Here is a 17,780-nt window from a genome sequence, read left to right as displayed (position 1 = left end):
ATCACCCGTATAATATATCAGATATCTGCTTCAATGAACGCTCATACACGTTTTTCAGGATTGAATCATATGTGAAATCTAACCTGACTGTCCCGTCTTCGTTTTCCAGAACAACGCCGCCGATACAGTCAATATTACCAGCATAAGTTAATGAAGATAATTTCCTGACGGTCCCTTCTGACTCCTTATTAGAATAAATTCTAGCACCGCTGGCCTCATTCTTATTGATAATATGCTTCAATAGCTCTTCTTGTTTGGACGCCGGCATTGACTTGATGCTTTCAACTGTCTGGCTATAAACCTTATCTAGAAGTTCCTTGCGCTTGTTAAGCGTAATTCTTTTTACTTCCAGGTTTGCACTTGATATAACCTGCTGGTGCAGCTTTTGGAGGTCCTCTTCCACCTTGGCAAGGCTGTCCCCGAGCATCTTCTTCTGTACTTCTTTAGCCTCATTTGTGATCTCGGAGGCCTTCGCATCGCCTTCGGTTTTTATACGGGAAACCTCAGCTCTTGCACCCTCCTGGATGTCTTTTATAACGATCTCTAGTCCCATGCTTACACCTCCAAATAAATTTAGAGCAAAAAAGTGCTCTAAAGCTTAGAGCAGAAACTCTAAGCTGCTTAGAGTGCAACGATACCTAAGGGGAAACTTAGAGCACATAACCACTCCAGCTCCGCCTGGCAAGGAAAAAACACCCAGAGAAGCTCGGAGTGATGCTCTAAGAAATTTAAGAGCGGGATATGCTCTTAAATTTAAGCAGAATTGATAAGCAATGCAACGACAAGACCGAAGATAACGATGGTTTCAGGAATGACAGTAAGGATAAGACCCTTACCGAATAACCCTTCGTTTTCTGCCATAGCGCCGATTGCTGCGGTACCAATTTCTTTTTCAGCCCATGCAGATGCAAGCCCAGTTACTGTGATTGCGAGTGCTGCACCGAGTGCTTTCATTCCGTCTGCGTCCAGGAAAGGTCCACCAACTAGTTCTTCTCCTACCATGTTTTTATTCCTCCGTGTATTTTCTTATGTATCCGAATGGGTTGTATTTTCTGCCCCCGCCTTCGTAGAATTTTCCGAAGAATTCTACATACTGCAACCTGAGTGCGTGCAGCCCGGGAGCGATGATACTCAAGACAGTATTAAGTGCATGTCCGAGTATAAACACAAGTATTGCAGCTATTGCTACGAAACCAATCTTGGAGTGATCAGCCCAGATCATTTCAAAAGCAATATCATTGACCGTTGAAGCGATGTAAATCGAAGACAGACCAACTGCGATAATACGGGCATACGATAAAGCATTACCCATAAGAGATGGCAATTCAATCGGACCTTTAATACCTTCACCCATGGTGAGCATCACAATTCCGAGAACAAGAATTACAGCACCGACATAAGCCAGTCCTGTGCCGTTAAGGTAGCCGATGGCTGCAAGAAGTACACCGAGTTCAATAACAAGCCAACTGCCTTTTTCAAGAACCGCATGTTTCATTCCGTGGTGCCTGGAGATGTTTGCAAATCCGAGCAGGAACCCGAGATTCAGTTGAAGCAGTCCTATAAGGACAGTTACTGCAATCATAGTCATTACCATGTGAGTTCTGTGAATCGGGAATGTAAATTCCTCGCCGCCGAGCCCTTCAAACAGAACAATAGTTTCCCAGCCCGGAATCAGGCCTGGAACCGATCCATGCTCCGTATGCAAACTCGCAAGAGAGAATCCTAAGAACTCGCCATAAATAATTCCGAATATAAATGTTGATATCTGACAATAGATCAGAATATTCATGAGAGCGCCCACCGCGTCTGACTTCATTGCTTTTTTGACAGCCAGCGCAATTGCTCCCAGTATCAGTGCATATCCGATGTCTCCGAGAATCAGCCCATACATCAGTGGGAAAGTAATTAAGATCACTGAGGATGGATCAAGTTCGGTATACTTGGGCCTGGAGTAAAGGTCCATGATCTGCTGCATCGGCGCTGCGATTTTTGAGTTGTTGTACTCAACAGGGACGTGTTCCTCTTCCTCTTCTTCAACTTCAAGACTTGTGACGTATGCCTTGCCGTTGGTGGCACTGTTGACAGCACTGACAACTTTGTCATAATCCTCGGTTGGAGTCCAGCCTTCGATTATGAATGCATTTGCAGATGTAGCTATTCTTAAAGGCAGTTCTGCCTTCTGACTCTCGATGGTCAAGATCTCGTCACTGGCAAGGATGAAGTCGGCATACTTGGTTTTCAAGGATTCGATTTCATTTCTTAAGGACTCGATCTTTCTGGTGACTTCGGCTTCTTTCTGTTCGATAAATCTTAACAGCTCGCTTGGGACACCACCTCTTTCCGGAACTCTGAGTTCTCTGAATCCAAGACCCTGAAGTAATTCGTAGACTTTGTCGGCATCGCTTTTAGCTACAAACAGTACAGTTGTTTTTGATTGAGGGTCAAAGTACAACTCGTAAGCTTTGGTGATGCTTGAAATCTGACTCCCATCCAGGTTCCCTTTTACCATACCTGCGAAAACCTTAAGGCTTTCGTAGCCGCGGTAGTCATCGAAGTCGAGATTGATGGACAGGTAAGGCAGGAGTTCCCTTTTCTGGGAATCCAGGTCTTTCAGCTCGTTCTCGAGCTGGGCAATCGATTCTGTTTTAGTTGCAATTGCCCTATCCAGTTCATTCAGCTTCGAATCAAGGTCGCGCAGAACAGAGTCAGTTTTCTGAACTACCGGTTCTTTTTTTACAATCCCCAAATAATTGGCGATAGAACGGATCTTCACAAGCTTTTTCGAGACTTCTTCTGCGTTTTTCAATGGCTTGCTGATCTTAAAACCAGACTCGTCTTCGACAAAATCTTCAACATGAAAGAGATTTGTATCATGCAATGAATCGATGGTTTCTTTTAGAATGCTTTTATGCCCGACAATAACGGCCCTTGTCATCTCTTTAGGTCTACTCATTAAGGACCGCCCTCTCAAACTCCTGTACAAGGTAATTGACGGATTTGTCGATATTAGCTTGAGCTTTTTGGGACATGGCTAATGCGTTTTTTTCACCATCGTTGACGATCTTATCTCTTTCCTCCAGGATCTTTTCTTCACCTACTTTAAAAGAGTCTTGTGCAGCTTTATGTGCATCAATTTCGGCCTGTCTCAGGATTTCCCTGGATTCGGCCCGAGCATCGGAGATGCGCTTGTTTTTGGAATCAACGGCTTCATCAACCATTGATTTAGCACTCTCTTCCGCTTTTTTTATTTCGGATAAGATTTCATTTTTAGCCATGTGAATCTCCGTCTCTCAAAATTTAATATATAAATTAATAATTAAAAATCCCTACTCCAATGGAGGTAGTTAACAAATCCTTCGCGAAAGAACTATATAACAGCTTCGGTTTTGTCGAAGAAGAGGAGGATAACTATAATGATAAATCATTATATATCGAATTTGAAGGAAATTTTTAAGAATTTTAAAAATATAAATAACAAAATATATGGTTAAAATCCAAAAGATTAAATATAACAGTAAAAAATAATTAAATAGAAACAGTAGAATATAATTAATTGACAAAAAATACCGGAATTACCTGCACAAAAGAAGAGCGGAATCGTGAAAAACAGCTTTTTTGAATTAAGGTTTTAATAGATGATCCAAGGTTAATCCTAAAATAAATATGAGATTTACGTGTTTAAGGTAAAACTTTGTAAAATATATTATACAACCATGCTCAGCCTTAAAACACAAACAGCACTAATCCACCGGAGACAAGAATTTAAAGCCAAGTTAAAAAAGAGAAAAATAAATTTATGAAAAGTAAAGAATATTACAATAATATTAAATGTATGATGTTTAACCAAAGAATGTAGACATATTTTCCGGAAAATGTATATATTATCTTAGAAAGATTTACATCTTTTTTTAAATAGGTTTTTCAATTCAGATTATGCTGGATAATTTCCTAAATAAAAAGTATTCCTGAAAATTCGATAAATTAAAAGAACTTTTTCGGGAAAAAAGCTCAAATAAAGGATTTAATATCAGATACAAATTTAGAAAGAAAATGAAAAAATATTAACTTAAAAATCCCATCCAATTCTTCAAAAATAGGGGAAAATACTTAGGAAGAAAAAGGCAGGGAAAAATGCAAAGGTAAAAAATCAGGATAAAAAGGACATGTAAAAAAAGGATATGTAAAAAGAAAAGGAAAAAAGAAAAGCTGAGTAAGAAAAAATTAGTAAGAAAAAATTAGTAAGAAAAAATTAGTAAGAAAAAGTTCCTTTTAAAAACACTTAAGGGTATTATTTAATTCTGTAAGGAATTCTTGCTCCTTTAGGGATTGTATGTATGTACTTTCTCCGGAACTCAGGATTTCGCATCATACAATAGGCTGCATCATCTTTTTTGTAAGCGTTATGTTTTCCCATGCGTTTCCATATAACTTCCAGAGGCTCTTCACATATATTGCCAAAAGAGAGTGGAGTGTATGCGCAGGGCATAACCTCTCCGTCAGAAGCAACATGCATCCAGCGCCTGCCAGCAAAGCAGCCGAAAAGCTCAGGACCCATGAAATAGGGAAAAGCTGTAACCCTCGGACCTTCAGGTTTGCTGTTCATGGCTTTCTGGAAGGTCTGAAGCCTGGATACATCCTTCTCGCTTATTACCTCATCCTCGTGGTCAAGCCAGCGCCCTACTGCAATGATCTCATAGATTGACATCTCCTTCATTTCAAGATCGACTGCAAGGGAATAGAACTCTTCAAGATCATCAATATTATGCGGAGAAACGACCACAAACATGTCAGTAAGAATTCCGGCAGCGCCTGCGTTTTTAATTCCTTCAACCGCATCTCTGTATGCGCCGCTCCGACCCCTGATACGGTCATGTTCAGCTTCAAAGGGACTATCCAGACTGATCCTTGCAGCGTACAGGCCTGCAGCTTTTAGGGCTCCTGCTCGTTCTTCTGAGAGCTTGAAGCCAGAGGTAAAGCATGTGGCAATTGCTTTTGTTTTGTCTACCCTTGAGACCATCTCAACGAGATCGTTTCTGAGCATTGTTTCTCCACCGTCAAAGGAAACAAGATAGGTGCCAAGATCAAGGCTCTGATCCACAGCATTGCAAATCTCATCAAGGGTCAGCTCCTTTTCAGGTTTTATGTCGGCTGCTCCGCAGTGAATACACCTGTTTGGACAGCGGGCGGTAATCCCTATTGAAAATTGATCAGGAACATGTTTTTTCCTTATGGCTGCAATTTCAGCACTAATGACCCGGCTGAAAACAGGACCAGGGATAGGGGGGATCCAGGTAGAAAATATAATCTCGTTTTCGCTTATTGAAATGGGTTTTTCTTCAGCAAAGATGTTGTTTATACGTTTTAGAAAGGGCTTTGCAAGATGGGAAAGAGGGCCTTCTGCATCGAGCACCATCTTTTCATTTTCCGTGCTGGCGTTTACCTTAATCACCGGACTATCATATACTCGCATGGATACACCTGATAAAGTTAGTGGCAAAAGCTGAGATTGCCAGGGTTTTGGTAAGATTGAACAGTATCATTTTGACATTATATACACGGGAATTAAACAGAATCAATTCATTTTTCAGGAAAGGTGAAGATCTTCAAAGATTCTCAAGCATGTCAACGGTTATATAATCGGTAATCTGGAAAAGCTTGTCTCTTGCCGGGCATGCCCTGAAAGTCCCGAGGGTTTCTTTTGCGGCACTAACGTGCAGCTTTACACAATCCATGGACTTCTTTAAGGCTTCTTCCTTTGACATGCTTTTCATGTAGATGTGCGGCAGGGTTTCAGATGTGAATTTAGACTCTTTACCCTCAACTACCTCAAGAAACTCAAGAATATCGTCAACAATCTGGTATGCGGTTCCAAGGGCATTCCCGAAAAAGCTAAAACGCTCGGCAAGTGCTTCATCAGCCCCGCCCGTATAAGCCCCAATGGATGCACTGATTGCGAATAGAGAAGCTGTTTTTTTATAGATGCATTTAAAGTATTCGTTTTCTCCGAAGCTATCGTCATCAAGCTTCAGGTCAAGGACTTCCCCTTCCGCCATATCCATTCCTGCTTTTCCGAAATCCCGGATCACCTTCTCCCCATAAGGAGAAATGAATGCAATTGATTTTGCAATAAGATAGTCTCCACAGAGCAGAGCTCTGGAAGGCCCGAACTTTTCGGGAGCAGAAGGCAGGTTCCTCCGGACAAGTCCCTGATCTAGCAGATCATCATGAATTAAGGAAGCCGAATGCATCATTTCAACAGCAAGAGCTGCATTAAGGCTACGGGAATATGAACCTGAACAGATCTCACTGACCAGAAGGAGGATAATTGGTCGAATTCTTTTTCCTCCGGAATGACAGACATGCTCAACCATTTTTTTTAAGCCGGAGTCTTCGATCAGGGCAACCGAGTCCTTAATTCCGGCTTCTACATATCTGTATTCTTCCCATTCTTCAATATTCATCAACATTACTCCGTGTACTTTGACGGGCATCCTGTAACTATCTTATTTGCCTCAAGCGTGGATTCGGAAACCATTGTTCCGCTGACGGTCACCTGTTTTCCTTCGGCATGGTTGAAAGGAAGGTCTCCTACATAATTCACATGTATCTTAAGGTTTTCATCATTTTCGTCTTTCAGTTCAAATGATGTTATTCCGGGAGCCTTTTCAAGACTTCCAGCTTCTAAGATTCCCACGGCATTTATATTCTCGCCAGCATAGTCCTGAGGATCAGAGAGAAGCTCGGATACCGTAATGTACCCATTAGAAGAGTCGACTCCGTATAATCCTACAAGGAACACGCCAGCAATAAAAGCAACTGCAAGCAATGATTTCTTTTTTTTATTCATTCTAAGCCCCGTATAACTCGATCATTACATTAACCTTTTGTTGAACTCTGCATATGTCTTGAGTAGTGAAAGGAGGTACGCAAATATAAGTATCCAGCTTATTGCAAACGCCAGAATGAAGGGGTCCATTTATATCACGTCTTTGTACTGTCGGTTTCTTCAACTCGGTTTTGGAGCCAGGGCGGCGTAAGAGAAGAAAGCAGGTTTTGAGAACTTATGCCTAGCCCTATATAAGAGTATATATTCCTTATCAGAGAAATAAGATTTCAGGGATAAAAACAGGGGAAATCAGATATTTATCTTTAACATTTAAAATAATAATGTTGATTTTTCTCTGAAGAGAAGAATTTTGTTTTTACAGTAAAAATAGTATACTTGCATATTTATAAATTAGGATTTTTGCAAAGTAGACACATCAAATTTAAGCTTTTTTCTTTCAAATTGTAGCAAAAAAAGGAGGGTTTAACCAAAAAACTTACTTTAACAGAGATAAAATATATTATATAGTTAAAGATATATTTATTTGAATTTACTCTATAGTACTCATATTAATAGTCTTATCTTTGCGGCAGATCTGGTTGACAATAAAATAAAACTGCATGTATAAAATTCAAATATACAATAACAATGGTATTCTGCAAGTTTTTTCTCATGATTCAGTTTATCAACCAGATATTATTAACCGGAACCATGAATGCTAAGAAAAACAATATTTCAAAACCTAAACGTGAAGAGATCATAAAAGCCGGAGAAACTGTAGTAAAGAAAAAGGATAGATCCGCAATAACACAGAAATATATAAGAAAAGATGTGATGTCAAGCGAAAACATTATATCTAACAAATACCTCTAGATGTGTTGCAGTTTGCGTTGATGGTCTAGCGGCTATGACTTGGGCCTTCCAAGCCCAAAACCCGGGTTCGAATCCCGGTCGGCGCATTTAACTTTTTCAAATAGTCTTAAATTTTCTTTTCTCTCATTTTATTATCAAATAAAGACAACATCATCAAACAAAGGCAACATTCGTGCGAGGGTTGCCCAGCCAGGTCAAAGGCGATGGGCTTAGGACCCATTTTCGTAGGAATTCGTGCGTTCGAATCGCACCCCTCGCATTTCTTTTTGCAGGATGCTTATCTCAAACTTTCTTACCTGCTTTTTTGCAAATATTTGTTTGAAAATAATCTCGATTAGAAGAGAATTTTCAAGATCGGAAGGAGCACCTATAAATTATATAATTAAGTATTTATTTATACGATTAATATAATTGTTTAAATGGGGGTAAATCCATCAAAACATGGGGAAGGTGAAAAGGTATGAGAGCAAGTTCGAGTTCTATGCAGGAAATATTCAGGGGCATGCAGTTTCCAATGAGAAAAGAACAGATTGTGGAGCATGCTAGAAAGCAGAATGCTTCCAGTGATGTGATTGAAGATTTGCAGATGATTCCTGACCGGGAATATGAATCGGCTGATTCTGTTATGAGGGCAATGGAAACAGCCAGTCAAACAGCTGGCGGTCAGGGTGTGGGAGGAAAAAGCCAGGGTTTCGGTGGAACCGGTACTGGCGGATCAGGAGGAGGTGGCGCATCGACTGGAGGAAGCAGCCAGTCTTTCGGAGGAAGAGGGGGAAAATAAGTCCTTAATCCTCTTATGAGCCGCCGGCCCAAGAACTGTCAGTATATCAAGTGCCAGCCTGTTAAGTTTCAATTCGTTAAACCTGAATGCGTCAGTTTCTTAGAGAGTTAAACCTGAACATAATGAATGTTCAGCATGAGAAGTATCAACGTTTTAATTAATGACGCTTAAACTCAAGAACAAAAAATGATCGGATTTACCCCTAATCAACTTAAAACAAAAGCCTATAAATCTTGCAGCTTTTTTAATTTCGTATTTATGAGTTTTAACTTAATGAGTTTTTAACTTAAATTCTGCTAGATTTTAATTTACATATTTCTAATTTCTACCTAACCCGATTAATTTGGAATTAATCCGGAAAGTCTTGTTAAACTTTTAATGGATTTGATTTCCATTTACTCCGGATCCTGTCAGACATTTATCCAGATCATTATTCAGGTCATCGGATCAGGGCTGTTGGAGGGGTTGATCAAAAACCTCGTCTTTGCTTTCCTCTTTGGATTCTAAAGTATCTCCTAAAAATCCGAATTTTACCAATATTTTTTCTATATACAGCCAGAAAAATCCAATTATGCAGCCCAGAAATGCGCCTGCAATCACATCCGAAGGGAAATGGACTCCTATAAATATTCGGCTCAAGCTTACCGTTACAGCAAAAATCCAGACTAAAATTTTAAATTTTCCTGCCCTTGGATACAAAAACACGGCCAAAGCAAAGGACATAAGAGAATGTCCGCTTGGCATCGAGTATCCTGTTGTACAGGTCACAAACCGAACAGCTTCAGGCCTGGGGACTGCAAAAACAGGTTTAAGAGACATTGCTACAGCCCAGGAAAACACAAGTAACACAAGAAAAAGTATTGTCTCCTGCCTGCCTCTGAAATAATAGAGAGCAGCAAGGATAAGGAAAAGAAAATAATCGAATTGGAGACTTACAAACAGCATAAAAGGGTCCAGAAAGGAAAAAGAGTTCAGTAGCGTCAAAACATAATAATCGAACTGAGAAACCATTGACAAGTAAATCACTTCTTGGCTTTACCTGATATCTTTACCTTATACCCTTGGCTCTACCTGATACCGGCTAAAGCCAATTATCTCACAAATTATCTTTAATCAATTATATTGTCTTTATCTTTAATTAATTAGATTGTCTTCAGATTAAATTATTTTATTGACTTTATAATGTTTTTAACCCGAGTGTCTTAGCTTCTCTTATGGGACCTGTATTTCCTTTTACAGAGATTTTCTTGCAAGATATCTCTCTGAGCTGGAACACTCAACAAGTTTTCCATTTTCCATTACCGATACCGAACCATGCCCGCAACAGACAAGGCATTTCCTCCCTTTTTCTACAAGTTCGGAGTCGAGTTCCATTATAAGAGAAAGGAGAGCGTTCCGCTCTTCTTTTGCAAGGCTGCTATCCACATTAACCGAGGTCATGAGGTAATCAGCCAGGATATTGTACTCAGTCCTCTCAGGGCTCAAACTCCTGAAGTTAATAACGGCGTCCTGAGGGAAAAACAGACCTTCTTCAGGACAGAGGTAGAAGACCTCCCCATGCATATGCCCTCCCAGGCCCTGAAGAGTCTCAAATTCAAGCTCTCCTATCCTGAAACGGGAAATAACCGGAAAAGCTCCTCTTTTCTCAATCTTATTATCCTGGGAAGAAATATCCGGAAAAAGGATTACGTTTGAAGGAGGAGTGAACCTTGAGAAGAGGTTAATCATTTTTGTATAAACTTCTTCCAGAATGCATCCCTGATTGCTGGACCCGTAAGCTCTGCTGGTTTCCCGTGTAATTTTCAGGGTTTCCCTGCTGAGATAAGAAGGAGCGGAAAAATAGCCTGCAGCCCCACAGTGATCGGCATCTGCGTGAGTAATATAAATTCTTTTGAGTAAATTCAGATTCCCAAGGCCATAATGCTGGAGCATATCGACAACATCTGGCTGGTATATCCCATAGCCAGTGTCGATCATGACCCTTTCTTCAGGAGTATCGAAAAGATAAATATTTCCTCCGCAGGGAAGCTGAAAACAGAAAAGTTCAATGTTATCTTTTACCCTGAACCTCTGTATATCGACATAAAATCCTGCTCCTGAAGTTCGGTTAAGTGTATCTCCAACCTTCAGTATGTTCTCAAAGACCTCGACAGGATCTTTTCGCAGGTTTGAGAGCTCCTGAGCAATATGGTTGATATCGTGCAGAAATTTCATTAAAAAATCATCTTCTGCATTTCCGAGATAATATCTCAATTTCTGAGCAAGACGCAGGTAAAAAACCGTATCATCGAGCTTTTCCCCTGTGGTGTCATACTCGACAATCTCAAGCCTGTACTTTGATTTGAGCCGGTTCAGAAGAGTATCTATAAGGTTAGCGTTTTCAACGTTCAGGCTTACAACAAGCCTTTCAGGGTGCTGCCCCCTGTCGTCAAAGTCAAGGAAAGTGATATTTGCCCCTGAAGATGTGGTATGGTTCAGAAAATCGAACAGAGCCCCAGGGCAGTTAGGGAGATAGACATTGAATTTAAGAAAAGCTACAGGCTGCAGGGAGGTCTGGAGATAGCCTATTCTTTCCAGTTCCTCAAGGATTTTCTTATAAGCCTGCGGAGCCGCCGTCACCTCAAAAAAGACGGTATTCCTGTCTATCCTCCGGTAGTACTGGATCCGGTTGATGTTTCCTTCATACCGCGTAATAATCTCGGCTGCCCTGTGGAGGGCTCCGGGTTTGTCAGGCATACAGGCGATAAAAGAGAATTGTTCCATGAAACATCCTCTGATCAGATAAAAGCAGTTTTTCTGATTTTTCTGCTAATTGAAATAAAATCCTGCCTTACTTTAAACTTTCCTGTTTCTGTAAAAAAGAAGGATTAAAGAAAACAACAATCGTCACTTAGTAATCCGTCACTTAATACGTCATTCTACAATAATTTAGCACTCAAGCACAACAGCCCGGAGCCCAAACGCCTCAAAAACTCCTTTGATCTCCGAAAGAGGGTTCTCTTTTCTGTAAAAGAGATGTGATCTACAGGTACAGTCCGTGCACCCGAAGCCCGAAACCGAATCTCCTCCGAGCCTGCGGGCAAGTTCGCACTCAAGCCGGGCAGAAGTGCCCGCACAAACCGCACACGCGAGTCTGAACGAAGAGTTCAGGTGGAGGTAATCGACATGCCATTTAGGATTCTTGTCTCCCTTCAAAGAAAGGTCGATATGTCTTTTTACCCTCTTCATGCCTCCTGGTCCGAGAGCCGAGCCTGTGTAGATATGAAAGCCTTCAGAAAACGAAAAAGGGCCTTTTTTGCCGACTTCAATTACACAATCCCGGTTTTCGAATATCAGGCAGTAAACTCCTTTTTCGGAAAAATCCATTCTCAAAAAATTCATTTTCAAAGACCTCGATTTCTTAAGACCTTATTGATTTCTTAAGACCTTACTTCATCCCTGAAACCTGAAAATACTTCTCAAGCAGAGGTTTAACCATTTCTTCCAGTTTCTCTTTCTCCTTCAGGGATTCTATCCAAGAAGCAGGCACTGCTTCAATTCCAAGCCTTGCTCCGAGAATTCCACCTGCAACACTGGCAACGGAATCCGAGTCTCCTGTTATGTTTACTGCGGTTTGAATTGCTTTTTTATAATTATCAGGAGATCTCAAAATGCAGAAATAAGCAAGAGCAAAAGTCTCATCCGCATACCAGCCCTGCCCGATTTTCGGGATAGCCTCCTCATCACTCAAGTTACTGTAAGCAAGCTCATAAGAGCCTTTGAGAGCTTCCGTAAACTCTTCAGAGATTCCTTCCGTTACCTGGAGAAGAGGTAAAAACATATCTTTGGGGGCTACCCCGTCAAGAGCCAGTTTCACTGCATATGCCCCTGCGATCGATGCGGCATCTGCGGTCGGGTGAGTATGAGTAATCCTGCCGGAAAGTGAAGCTGCTTTAATCAGTTTTTCAGGATCATTACTGAAGATGAAGCCGAGGATTCCAACTCGCATAAGGCTCCCGCACGTTTTTGAGTCCAGTCCGGAATTGCTCCAGTGTATTCCGTCCTTAAGACTCAGTGCTGCACCTTTTGTTGTTGCTCCTGCCCCGAGGTCAGGCTCGTCAAGCCAGAGCACAAGCTCCTCTGCGATGTTATCCATAAGCTCGGGCAGTTCGAGTTCTGCTCCTCGAAGCAGACCTCTGGCAAGTACAAGCATTAACTGGGTATCATCGGTCCAGAAAGCATCAGATGGAACTTCAAGAATCCCCTGTTCTCCGTATTTTTCCTTTATCTGCTCAAGGGTCAGGAGTTCTACGGGACGTCCGAGAGCATCGGCACAGGCTGTGCCGAAGAGGTAGCCGCGAAGCTTTTTTTCGATATAGATAGTTCCGGAGTCCATATTTACCAATTGTTTTGTTTTTCTGTAATTAATTGCTTTTAGATTAACACTTTCATCCCGGAAATATAAACAGGATATACATTGGAACGAAAATAGGAAGCGGCGAAAGAGGAATACAGGTTGATTGCTAAAAGGGACACTTATCCCGTAAAAGAATTGCTTAAAAAGCTGGGATGATCTTAGACAGACAGCATAGAGTGGTATAGTTATAAAAATCCAGATATGAGGATAGAAGGCATTTATATTATAAGAAAAAAGACATAAGATGTTTTTAACGGAAGAACATTAGAAAAAATGAGTATAAAATTGATGTCAAAAAAGAGTATAAAAAAGGAAAAGTGCTCCGATGGGGATTTGAACCCCAGTCGCAGGAGTGAGAGTCCTGAATGATTGGCCGAGCTACACTATCGGAGCACGCTGCTAATTATGCACTGCCTCTAAGACAGCATACCTTCAAGTGATTTATAAAATATAAACCTTTCGACTGATATCTAAAAAATATTAAAATTGCCGGGCAGACCTGTGCCTTACCCAGCGCGGACAGGAGGAACATATTCCTTCAGCCCGAAAGAACTCTTTTTGTTTCGGTTTATATCCGGTTTTGATTCTGTTTGAGCTTTAGTAAGGTTATACGAACATAGCCTGCGGAATTGTGGGCTCCTGTACGTTTACAACCTTGTCGTAGGCTTTCATGAAGTCTGCCATGGTAATCTCTTTTCCGCGCCTGCGCAGGACAAAGATACCGGCTTCTTTGACAATTACGTTTATGTCGGCTCCGCTCCTGCCTGCAAGGACCTTTGCAAGTTTCTCAAAGTCCACATCATCGGCAAGTTTCATCTTGCGGGTGTGAATCTTCAGAATCTCAATCCTGCCCTTATCATCAGGGAGTGGAACTTCAATCGACCTGTCAAACCTGCCTGGCCTGAGGAGGGCGGGGTCAAGAAGGTCGATCCTGTTGGTTGCCGCAACCACTTTTACGTTGCCTTTGGGGTCAAAACCATCCATCTCAGCAAGGAGCTGGAGCATTGTCCTGTTTACTTCTGCGGAGCCGCTTGTCCCGTCATAGGTCCTCATGCTGCCTACTGCATCGATTTCGTCTATGAAAAGAATACTTGGAGACTTATCCCTTGCAAGCTGGAAGATATCCTTGACAAGCCTTGAGCCTTCTCCAACAAACTTCTGGACGAGGTCGGAGCCTGACATCCTGATAAAGGTGGCTTTTGCCTGAGAGGCTATGGCTTTTGCAATAAGGGTCTTTCCGGTACCCGGAGCGCCATGAAGCAGAACACCGGATGGAGGTTCGATTCCAAGGTCTTCGAAAAGCTCGGGCTCGGTAAGAGGGAGTTCCACACTCTCACGGACTTCCTGAAGCACCTCATCCAGCCCGCCGATCATGCTGTAGTCCACGCCTGGAGAATTGATAAGTTCCATGACCTGAGCTCTCACATCTGCAGCCCTGCTTACTATGGAGATTATTGAGTAAGCCCCGTTTACAGCAACTCTCATTCCGGGCTCTATTTTCCCGAGGTATTCTTCCGGAATCTGCGTGAGGACTTCCTGGTTGTTTCCGTGCTGCCTGATAAGGGCAATCTCCCCATTTACCTCAAGAATGGTCGCAATGAAAAGCGGAGGTTCTGTAAGCTGTTCCAGATGGGCTTTTAATTTGTTAATCTCCTGAAGGTGCCTGCCTGTGGCTACGCTGGCTTCAAGGAGCCGTGCCTTCATATTTTCGTTCTGGACCTTGAGTATTTCTATTTCGGTTAAGAGAGATTTCACATCCTCAGGACTGATCTCCCCGCACTCAAGCTGAAACTCTACCCTGGACTTGATATCTTCCAGGGAGGATCTTACGGCACTGTCTTCTGACATTTGAAAACACCTGTTTTATCGAATAAAATTGATTTGAACTCTATCGGTTTCAAGCCAGTTGGTCTCTAAACCTGTGTGATATTAGTTTATTTCAATTAATTTGATTGAATTGCAGCATGCTGTTAAGAGATAGTGACTTTACAGTTCGCTGGTCTGTAGCAGGTTGGGTTAGAGGTCCCTGCGGATTAAAGGTTAAAATGCAATTGAAGAGGTTCTTATCGTGTTCACAGTATATATTAAGATACCGGATATGAAGGTACGGGAAATAAATATGCATACATAAATATAAAAACGATATATATAAGTTCCTCTAACATCTACAATATGTACTGACCTGTATGTGCTGACCCGGAAAAATTACTTTATCCATTACCACCTAATCTATCTTTTTATGTTTCTTTCAAACCCTATATTTTTCCTTCTATTAATTTATACATTATTGTCAGTTTTTAGTGCCCCCACATTTCTCATGAGAGAGCCAGAACTCTGAAAGCAGAAATAAAATTGAGGCATTATTATACATGTTCGCCCTGAGAACAGAACGATATACATACATATTGTCAGAAAAATACGGGAGGTGAGACATAAGAGAAGATGGCTTTGTTTAAAATATTAAATCAAGCTCATAAATTTACCCTTGATTGAATAAATTATTTCTTTTAAGTCCATAATTAGCCATATTAGATTAGAAAAAAAATGATGTCCTCACTGAAATAAAAAATTCAAAGGATAGATTTAATAATAAAAGCATAATATCATTCCACATGCGTGCATCAGAAGATTTTCTAAGAGTAGGCGCAACAGTCACATTTGTTGGCTTTATTATAATATTATTAGGTATTGTTCTTACAATGTTACAGCATCCCGCAAATACCCAGATGGGCGGACTGATAATGCTCGGACCCATTCCGATAGTATTCGGTTCTACACCTGAAATTACAACAAACATGCTCGGGCTTGGACTATTGATAACAATTCTCTATCTATTCCTGTGGAAGACGAAACGTTGATTGGAAACTTACTTGTTTTGACTGGAATTTTCATAACACTCTTCGGGTTTTTAATGCTTATAATCGGAGCAGCCATAGGCTTGCGAGAAAATTCCGAACCTGTAAAAGAAGAATCAAAAAGAAGGGACTGGTTCGGAAAAGAAGCTGATTCGGAAGACTCTTTCAGGTATGAAGGACCTGAAAAGAAAGAGAGCTACTCAGGAAAAGCCAAATCAAAAATCAGGGGAGGAGGAGTAATCATGCTCGGCCCTATCCCGATTATCTTTGGAAGCGATAAAGAAAGCGCAAACACAGCAATTATTCTTGCGATAATCCTGATGATCCTCAGTTTGCTTATTTTCAGAGGCGTACTATTCTAACTTTGCATTCACCGAGAATTGCCTGTATATTGACTTCATTTTACATTCAAAGATCTAGTGTTCCTGTTTTTAAAAGCAAAGAAAAAATACAGTTTATGAAACCATTTGCTCTTTTAACCACATGCAAACCTAAAAGGAACTTATAAGGGAATTGATAAGAAATTCAGGGTTGAAAATACGTTGAATCCGGGATAAACAAACCGAACAAAACCTTATTAAGGTTAAGCCCGATTCAAGGCTTATGTTTACGATAATCACAGGCGCGCAGTTCGGTGACGAAGGAAAGGGTAAGATTGTCGATCTTCTTGCAAAAGACTATGACGTTGTTGCCCGCTTCCAGGGAGGGAACAACGCAGGCCATACAGTCAGGGTAGGAGATGAGGTCTACAAACTGCACCTGATCCCTTCAGGTATCCTGCTTGATGCCAGGGTCCTTATCGGGCCTGGGGTTGTCCTTAACCCTGAGGTTTTAGCCGAAGAAATCGAAATGTTTGAAAAGCACGGGATAAAGGTAGATGCAGGTAAGCTCGGAGTAGATGCAAAGACCAGCATCATTATGCCCTATCACATAGAGCTTGACGGGCTCAGAGAAGCCGCAAGGGAAACGAAAATAGGGACCACAAGACGCGGAATCGGCTATGCGTATATTGATAAGGTAGCAAGAGATGAGATCCGAATGGCTGAGCTTGTGGACAGAGAACGCTTCCTTAAAAGGCTTGAAGAACTTGCCCCTCAGAAAGAAAAAGAAATCGAGGCAATGGGTGGAGACCCGAAGATTGTCCGGAATCCTGATCTCATAAAAAAGTACCTGGAACTGGGAAAACAGTTTGCTGCTTACGTTACGGATGCTTCCAAAGAAATCAATCAGGCTCTTGACGAAGGAAAAAATGTAATGGCTGAAGCTGCGCAGGGCACCCATCTTGATGTCATACATGGGACCCAGAAATTCGTAACTTCTTCTTCTACAATCGCAGGCTCTGCATGTGCCAACCTAGGAGTTGGACCAACAAGGGTGGACAACGTTATTGCCATAGTAAAAGCCTATATAACCAGAGTTGGAGAAGGGCCGCTTCCGACAGAGCTTACCGGAGAACTGGGAGAGAGAATACAGAGGGCCGGAGGAGAATTCGGAACAACTACAGGTAGAGGCAGAAGATGCGGCTGGTTCGATCTTCCACTACTTAAAAAGGCTATTGCCCTCAACGGATATACGGAAATTTCCCTTACCAAACTGGACGTACTTACAGGGCTTGACCCCCTCAGGATCTGCGTAGGATACAAATATAAAGGAGAGAGTCTGGACTATCCCCCGGAACTTACCGAAGACCTATGGGAATGCAGTCCTGTGTATGAAGACCTGCCTGGCTGGAAAGCCGACCTGACAGAAGTAAAATCCTATGGCGAGCTTCCGGAAAATGCCAGAAACTATGTCAGAAGATTAGAAGAGCTTATGAAAGTCCCTGTCAATTATATATCCGTAGGACCGGGAAGGGCACAAACATTTAAAAAAGAAGAATAACATTTAGTAAGCCTGTCCGGTAGATTACCGAAAAATGTATATATTAACCAATAAATTTATCAACCCCATTTTCCAGTTTAGACTACTTTCATATTAACCGGCATTATCGGGCCTTCCGGCCCAAATTTTAAGAGTCCGTAGCCAGCTAAACCAGCAATGGACACCTCG

The 17,780-nt window shown here is 41.6% G+C and carries 18 protein-coding genes and 3 tRNA genes; 7 read left to right on the top strand and 14 right to left on the bottom strand.

From position 1 onward, the window contains the following. Position 1 precedes the first annotated feature (1 nt). The 8 genes from MSHOH_RS03220 to MSHOH_RS25920 form a co-directional block, all read right to left on the bottom strand. Positions 2 to 553: a V-type ATP synthase subunit E gene (locus MSHOH_RS03220; RefSeq protein ID WP_048137323.1), complete on the bottom strand. Its 552-nt coding sequence runs from the start codon at positions 551 to 553 to the stop codon at positions 2 to 4. A 200-nt stretch (positions 554 to 753) separates the two neighbouring features. Further along, positions 754 to 1,002 carry an ATP synthase gene (locus MSHOH_RS03215; RefSeq protein WP_048137321.1) on the bottom strand — a complete coding sequence of 83 codons (249 nt, stop codon included), beginning with the start codon at positions 1,000 to 1,002 and terminating at the stop codon, positions 754 to 756. A 4-nt stretch (positions 1,003 to 1,006) separates the two neighbouring features. After that, positions 1,007 to 2,953 carry a V-type ATP synthase subunit I gene (locus tag MSHOH_RS03210; RefSeq protein ID WP_204245377.1) on the bottom strand — a complete coding sequence of 649 codons (1,947 nt, stop codon included), beginning with the start codon at positions 2,951 to 2,953 and terminating at the stop codon, positions 1,007 to 1,009. Next, the gene (gene ahaH / locus MSHOH_RS03205; RefSeq protein ID WP_048137318.1) at positions 2,946 to 3,275 is read right to left on the bottom strand and encodes an ATP synthase archaeal subunit H; all 330 of its coding nucleotides are present in this window, start codon (positions 3,273 to 3,275) and stop codon (positions 2,946 to 2,948) included. The genes MSHOH_RS03210 and ahaH overlap by 8 nt, the downstream gene beginning before the upstream one ends. Before the next feature lie 1,013 nt (positions 3,276 to 4,288). Beyond that, positions 4,289 to 5,470 carry a radical SAM protein gene (locus MSHOH_RS03200; RefSeq protein WP_048137316.1) on the bottom strand — a complete coding sequence of 394 codons (1,182 nt, stop codon included), beginning with the start codon at positions 5,468 to 5,470 and terminating at the stop codon, positions 4,289 to 4,291. Between the two features lie 133 nt (positions 5,471 to 5,603). Next, the gene (locus tag MSHOH_RS03195; RefSeq protein WP_048137314.1) at positions 5,604 to 6,491 is read right to left on the bottom strand and encodes a geranylfarnesyl diphosphate synthase; all 888 of its coding nucleotides are present in this window, start codon (positions 6,489 to 6,491) and stop codon (positions 5,604 to 5,606) included. After that, positions 6,467 to 6,847: a cytochrome c maturation protein CcmE domain-containing protein gene (locus tag MSHOH_RS03190; RefSeq protein WP_048137312.1), complete on the bottom strand. Its 381-nt coding sequence runs from the start codon at positions 6,845 to 6,847 to the stop codon at positions 6,467 to 6,469. The genes MSHOH_RS03195 and MSHOH_RS03190 overlap by 25 nt, the downstream gene beginning before the upstream one ends. Before the next feature lie 24 nt (positions 6,848 to 6,871). Next, on the bottom strand, positions 6,872 to 6,976 hold the full coding sequence (locus tag MSHOH_RS25920; RefSeq protein ID WP_082089223.1) for a CcmD family protein: 105 nt from the start codon (positions 6,974 to 6,976) through the stop codon (positions 6,872 to 6,874). 522 nt (positions 6,977 to 7,498) lie between these two features. Between MSHOH_RS25920 and MSHOH_RS03185 the strand changes: the two genes are divergently transcribed. From MSHOH_RS03185 to MSHOH_RS03170, 4 genes are all read left to right on the top strand, one after another. Further along, the gene (locus MSHOH_RS03185; RefSeq protein WP_048137310.1) at positions 7,499 to 7,699 is read left to right on the top strand and encodes a hypothetical protein; all 201 of its coding nucleotides are present in this window, start codon (positions 7,499 to 7,501) and stop codon (positions 7,697 to 7,699) included. 14 nt (positions 7,700 to 7,713) lie between these two features. Continuing rightward, positions 7,714 to 7,785 (top strand) — tRNA-Gly (locus tag MSHOH_RS03180). An 88-nt stretch (positions 7,786 to 7,873) separates the two neighbouring features. Further along, a tRNA-Leu gene (locus tag MSHOH_RS03175) sits at positions 7,874 to 7,958 on the top strand. A gap of 201 nt (positions 7,959 to 8,159) precedes the next feature. Next, positions 8,160 to 8,480: a DUF2795 domain-containing protein gene (locus MSHOH_RS03170; protein ID WP_082089222.1), complete on the top strand. Its 321-nt coding sequence runs from the start codon at positions 8,160 to 8,162 to the stop codon at positions 8,478 to 8,480. 447 nt (positions 8,481 to 8,927) lie between these two features. Here the strand turns inward: MSHOH_RS03170 and MSHOH_RS25915 are convergent, their stop codons facing one another. From MSHOH_RS25915 to MSHOH_RS03140, 6 genes are all read right to left on the bottom strand, one after another. Beyond that, the gene (locus MSHOH_RS25915; RefSeq protein ID WP_394297763.1) at positions 8,928 to 9,299 is read right to left on the bottom strand and encodes a phosphatase PAP2 family protein; all 372 of its coding nucleotides are present in this window, start codon (positions 9,297 to 9,299) and stop codon (positions 8,928 to 8,930) included. Between the two features lie 414 nt (positions 9,300 to 9,713). Further along, positions 9,714 to 11,243, bottom strand: coding sequence for an ACT domain-containing protein (locus tag MSHOH_RS03160; protein WP_048137307.1), 1,530 nt, complete (start codon positions 11,241 to 11,243; stop codon positions 9,714 to 9,716). Between the two features lie 165 nt (positions 11,244 to 11,408). Beyond that, positions 11,409 to 11,861, bottom strand: coding sequence for a GIY-YIG nuclease family protein (locus MSHOH_RS03155; RefSeq protein WP_239451185.1), 453 nt, complete (start codon positions 11,859 to 11,861; stop codon positions 11,409 to 11,411). Between the two features lie 46 nt (positions 11,862 to 11,907). Beyond that, positions 11,908 to 12,855: an ADP-ribosylglycohydrolase family protein gene (locus tag MSHOH_RS03150; protein ID WP_048137305.1), complete on the bottom strand. Its 948-nt coding sequence runs from the start codon at positions 12,853 to 12,855 to the stop codon at positions 11,908 to 11,910. Positions 12,856 to 13,194: 339 nt separating this feature from the next. Then, positions 13,195 to 13,269: transfer RNA gene (locus tag MSHOH_RS03145), tRNA-Glu, on the bottom strand. Between the two features lie 213 nt (positions 13,270 to 13,482). After that, positions 13,483 to 14,724 (bottom strand): proteasome-activating nucleotidase, encoded by a 1,242-nt coding sequence (locus MSHOH_RS03140; RefSeq protein ID WP_048137303.1) that lies wholly within the window; start codon positions 14,722 to 14,724, stop codon positions 13,483 to 13,485. A gap of 764 nt (positions 14,725 to 15,488) precedes the next feature. Here MSHOH_RS03140 and MSHOH_RS03135 point away from each other — a divergent pair. The 3 genes from MSHOH_RS03135 (at position 15,489) to MSHOH_RS03125 (ending at position 17,612) form a co-directional block, all read left to right on the top strand. Continuing rightward, positions 15,489 to 15,734 (top strand): TIGR00304 family membrane protein, encoded by a 246-nt coding sequence (locus MSHOH_RS03135; protein ID WP_048137302.1) that lies wholly within the window; start codon positions 15,489 to 15,491, stop codon positions 15,732 to 15,734. Then, on the top strand, positions 15,716 to 16,093 hold the full coding sequence (locus MSHOH_RS03130; protein WP_082089221.1) for a TIGR00304 family membrane protein: 378 nt from the start codon (positions 15,716 to 15,718) through the stop codon (positions 16,091 to 16,093). Before MSHOH_RS03135 ends, MSHOH_RS03130 begins: the two co-directional genes overlap by 19 nt. A gap of 241 nt (positions 16,094 to 16,334) precedes the next feature. After that, positions 16,335 to 17,612 carry an adenylosuccinate synthase gene (locus MSHOH_RS03125; RefSeq protein WP_048137298.1) on the top strand — a complete coding sequence of 426 codons (1,278 nt, stop codon included), beginning with the start codon at positions 16,335 to 16,337 and terminating at the stop codon, positions 17,610 to 17,612. Positions 17,613 to 17,780: the final 168 nt, after the last annotated feature.

It is taken from the genome of Methanosarcina horonobensis HB-1 = JCM 15518, from assembly GCF_000970285.1.
Taxonomy (GTDB): domain Archaea; phylum Halobacteriota; class Methanosarcinia; order Methanosarcinales; family Methanosarcinaceae; genus Methanosarcina; species Methanosarcina horonobensis.
The sequence above is the reverse complement of the archived record's forward strand: the minus strand, read 5'-3'. Positions and strand labels throughout refer to the sequence as shown.

Coding starts and splice junctions, on each gene's coding strand:
- MSHOH_RS03155 (WP_239451185.1), bottom strand. CDS start 11,861: ATGAATTTTTTGAGAATGGATTTTTCCGAAAAAGGAGTTTACTGCCTG.
- MSHOH_RS03185 (WP_048137310.1), top strand. CDS start 7,499: ATGATTCAGTTTATCAACCAGATATTATTAACCGGAACCATGAATGCT.
- ahaH (WP_048137318.1), bottom strand. CDS start 3,275: ATGGCTAAAAATGAAATCTTATCCGAAATAAAAAAAGCGGAAGAGAGT.
- MSHOH_RS25915 (WP_394297763.1), bottom strand. CDS start 9,299: ATGTCTCTTAAACCTGTTTTTGCAGTCCCCAGGCCTGAAGCTGTTCGG.
- MSHOH_RS03160 (WP_048137307.1), bottom strand. CDS start 11,243: ATGGAACAATTCTCTTTTATCGCCTGTATGCCTGACAAACCCGGAGCC.
- MSHOH_RS03215 (WP_048137321.1), bottom strand. CDS start 1,002: ATGGTAGGAGAAGAACTAGTTGGTGGACCTTTCCTGGACGCAGACGGA.
- MSHOH_RS25920 (WP_082089223.1), bottom strand. CDS start 6,976: ATGGACCCCTTCATTCTGGCGTTTGCAATAAGCTGGATACTTATATTT.
- MSHOH_RS03170 (WP_082089222.1), top strand. CDS start 8,160: ATGAGAGCAAGTTCGAGTTCTATGCAGGAAATATTCAGGGGCATGCAG.
- MSHOH_RS03190 (WP_048137312.1), bottom strand. CDS start 6,847: ATGAATAAAAAAAAGAAATCATTGCTTGCAGTTGCTTTTATTGCTGGC.
- MSHOH_RS03210 (WP_204245377.1), bottom strand. CDS start 2,953: ATGAGTAGACCTAAAGAGATGACAAGGGCCGTTATTGTCGGGCATAAA.
- MSHOH_RS03150 (WP_048137305.1), bottom strand. CDS start 12,855: ATGGACTCCGGAACTATCTATATCGAAAAAAAGCTTCGCGGCTACCTC.
- MSHOH_RS03220 (WP_048137323.1), bottom strand. CDS start 553: ATGGGACTAGAGATCGTTATAAAAGACATCCAGGAGGGTGCAAGAGCT.
- MSHOH_RS03195 (WP_048137314.1), bottom strand. CDS start 6,491: ATGCCCGTCAAAGTACACGGAGTAATGTTGATGAATATTGAAGAATGG.
- MSHOH_RS03140 (WP_048137303.1), bottom strand. CDS start 14,724: ATGTCAGAAGACAGTGCCGTAAGATCCTCCCTGGAAGATATCAAGTCC.
- MSHOH_RS03200 (WP_048137316.1), bottom strand. CDS start 5,470: ATGCGAGTATATGATAGTCCGGTGATTAAGGTAAACGCCAGCACGGAA.
- MSHOH_RS03135 (WP_048137302.1), top strand. CDS start 15,489: ATGCGTGCATCAGAAGATTTTCTAAGAGTAGGCGCAACAGTCACATTT.
- MSHOH_RS03125 (WP_048137298.1), top strand. CDS start 16,335: ATGTTTACGATAATCACAGGCGCGCAGTTCGGTGACGAAGGAAAGGGT.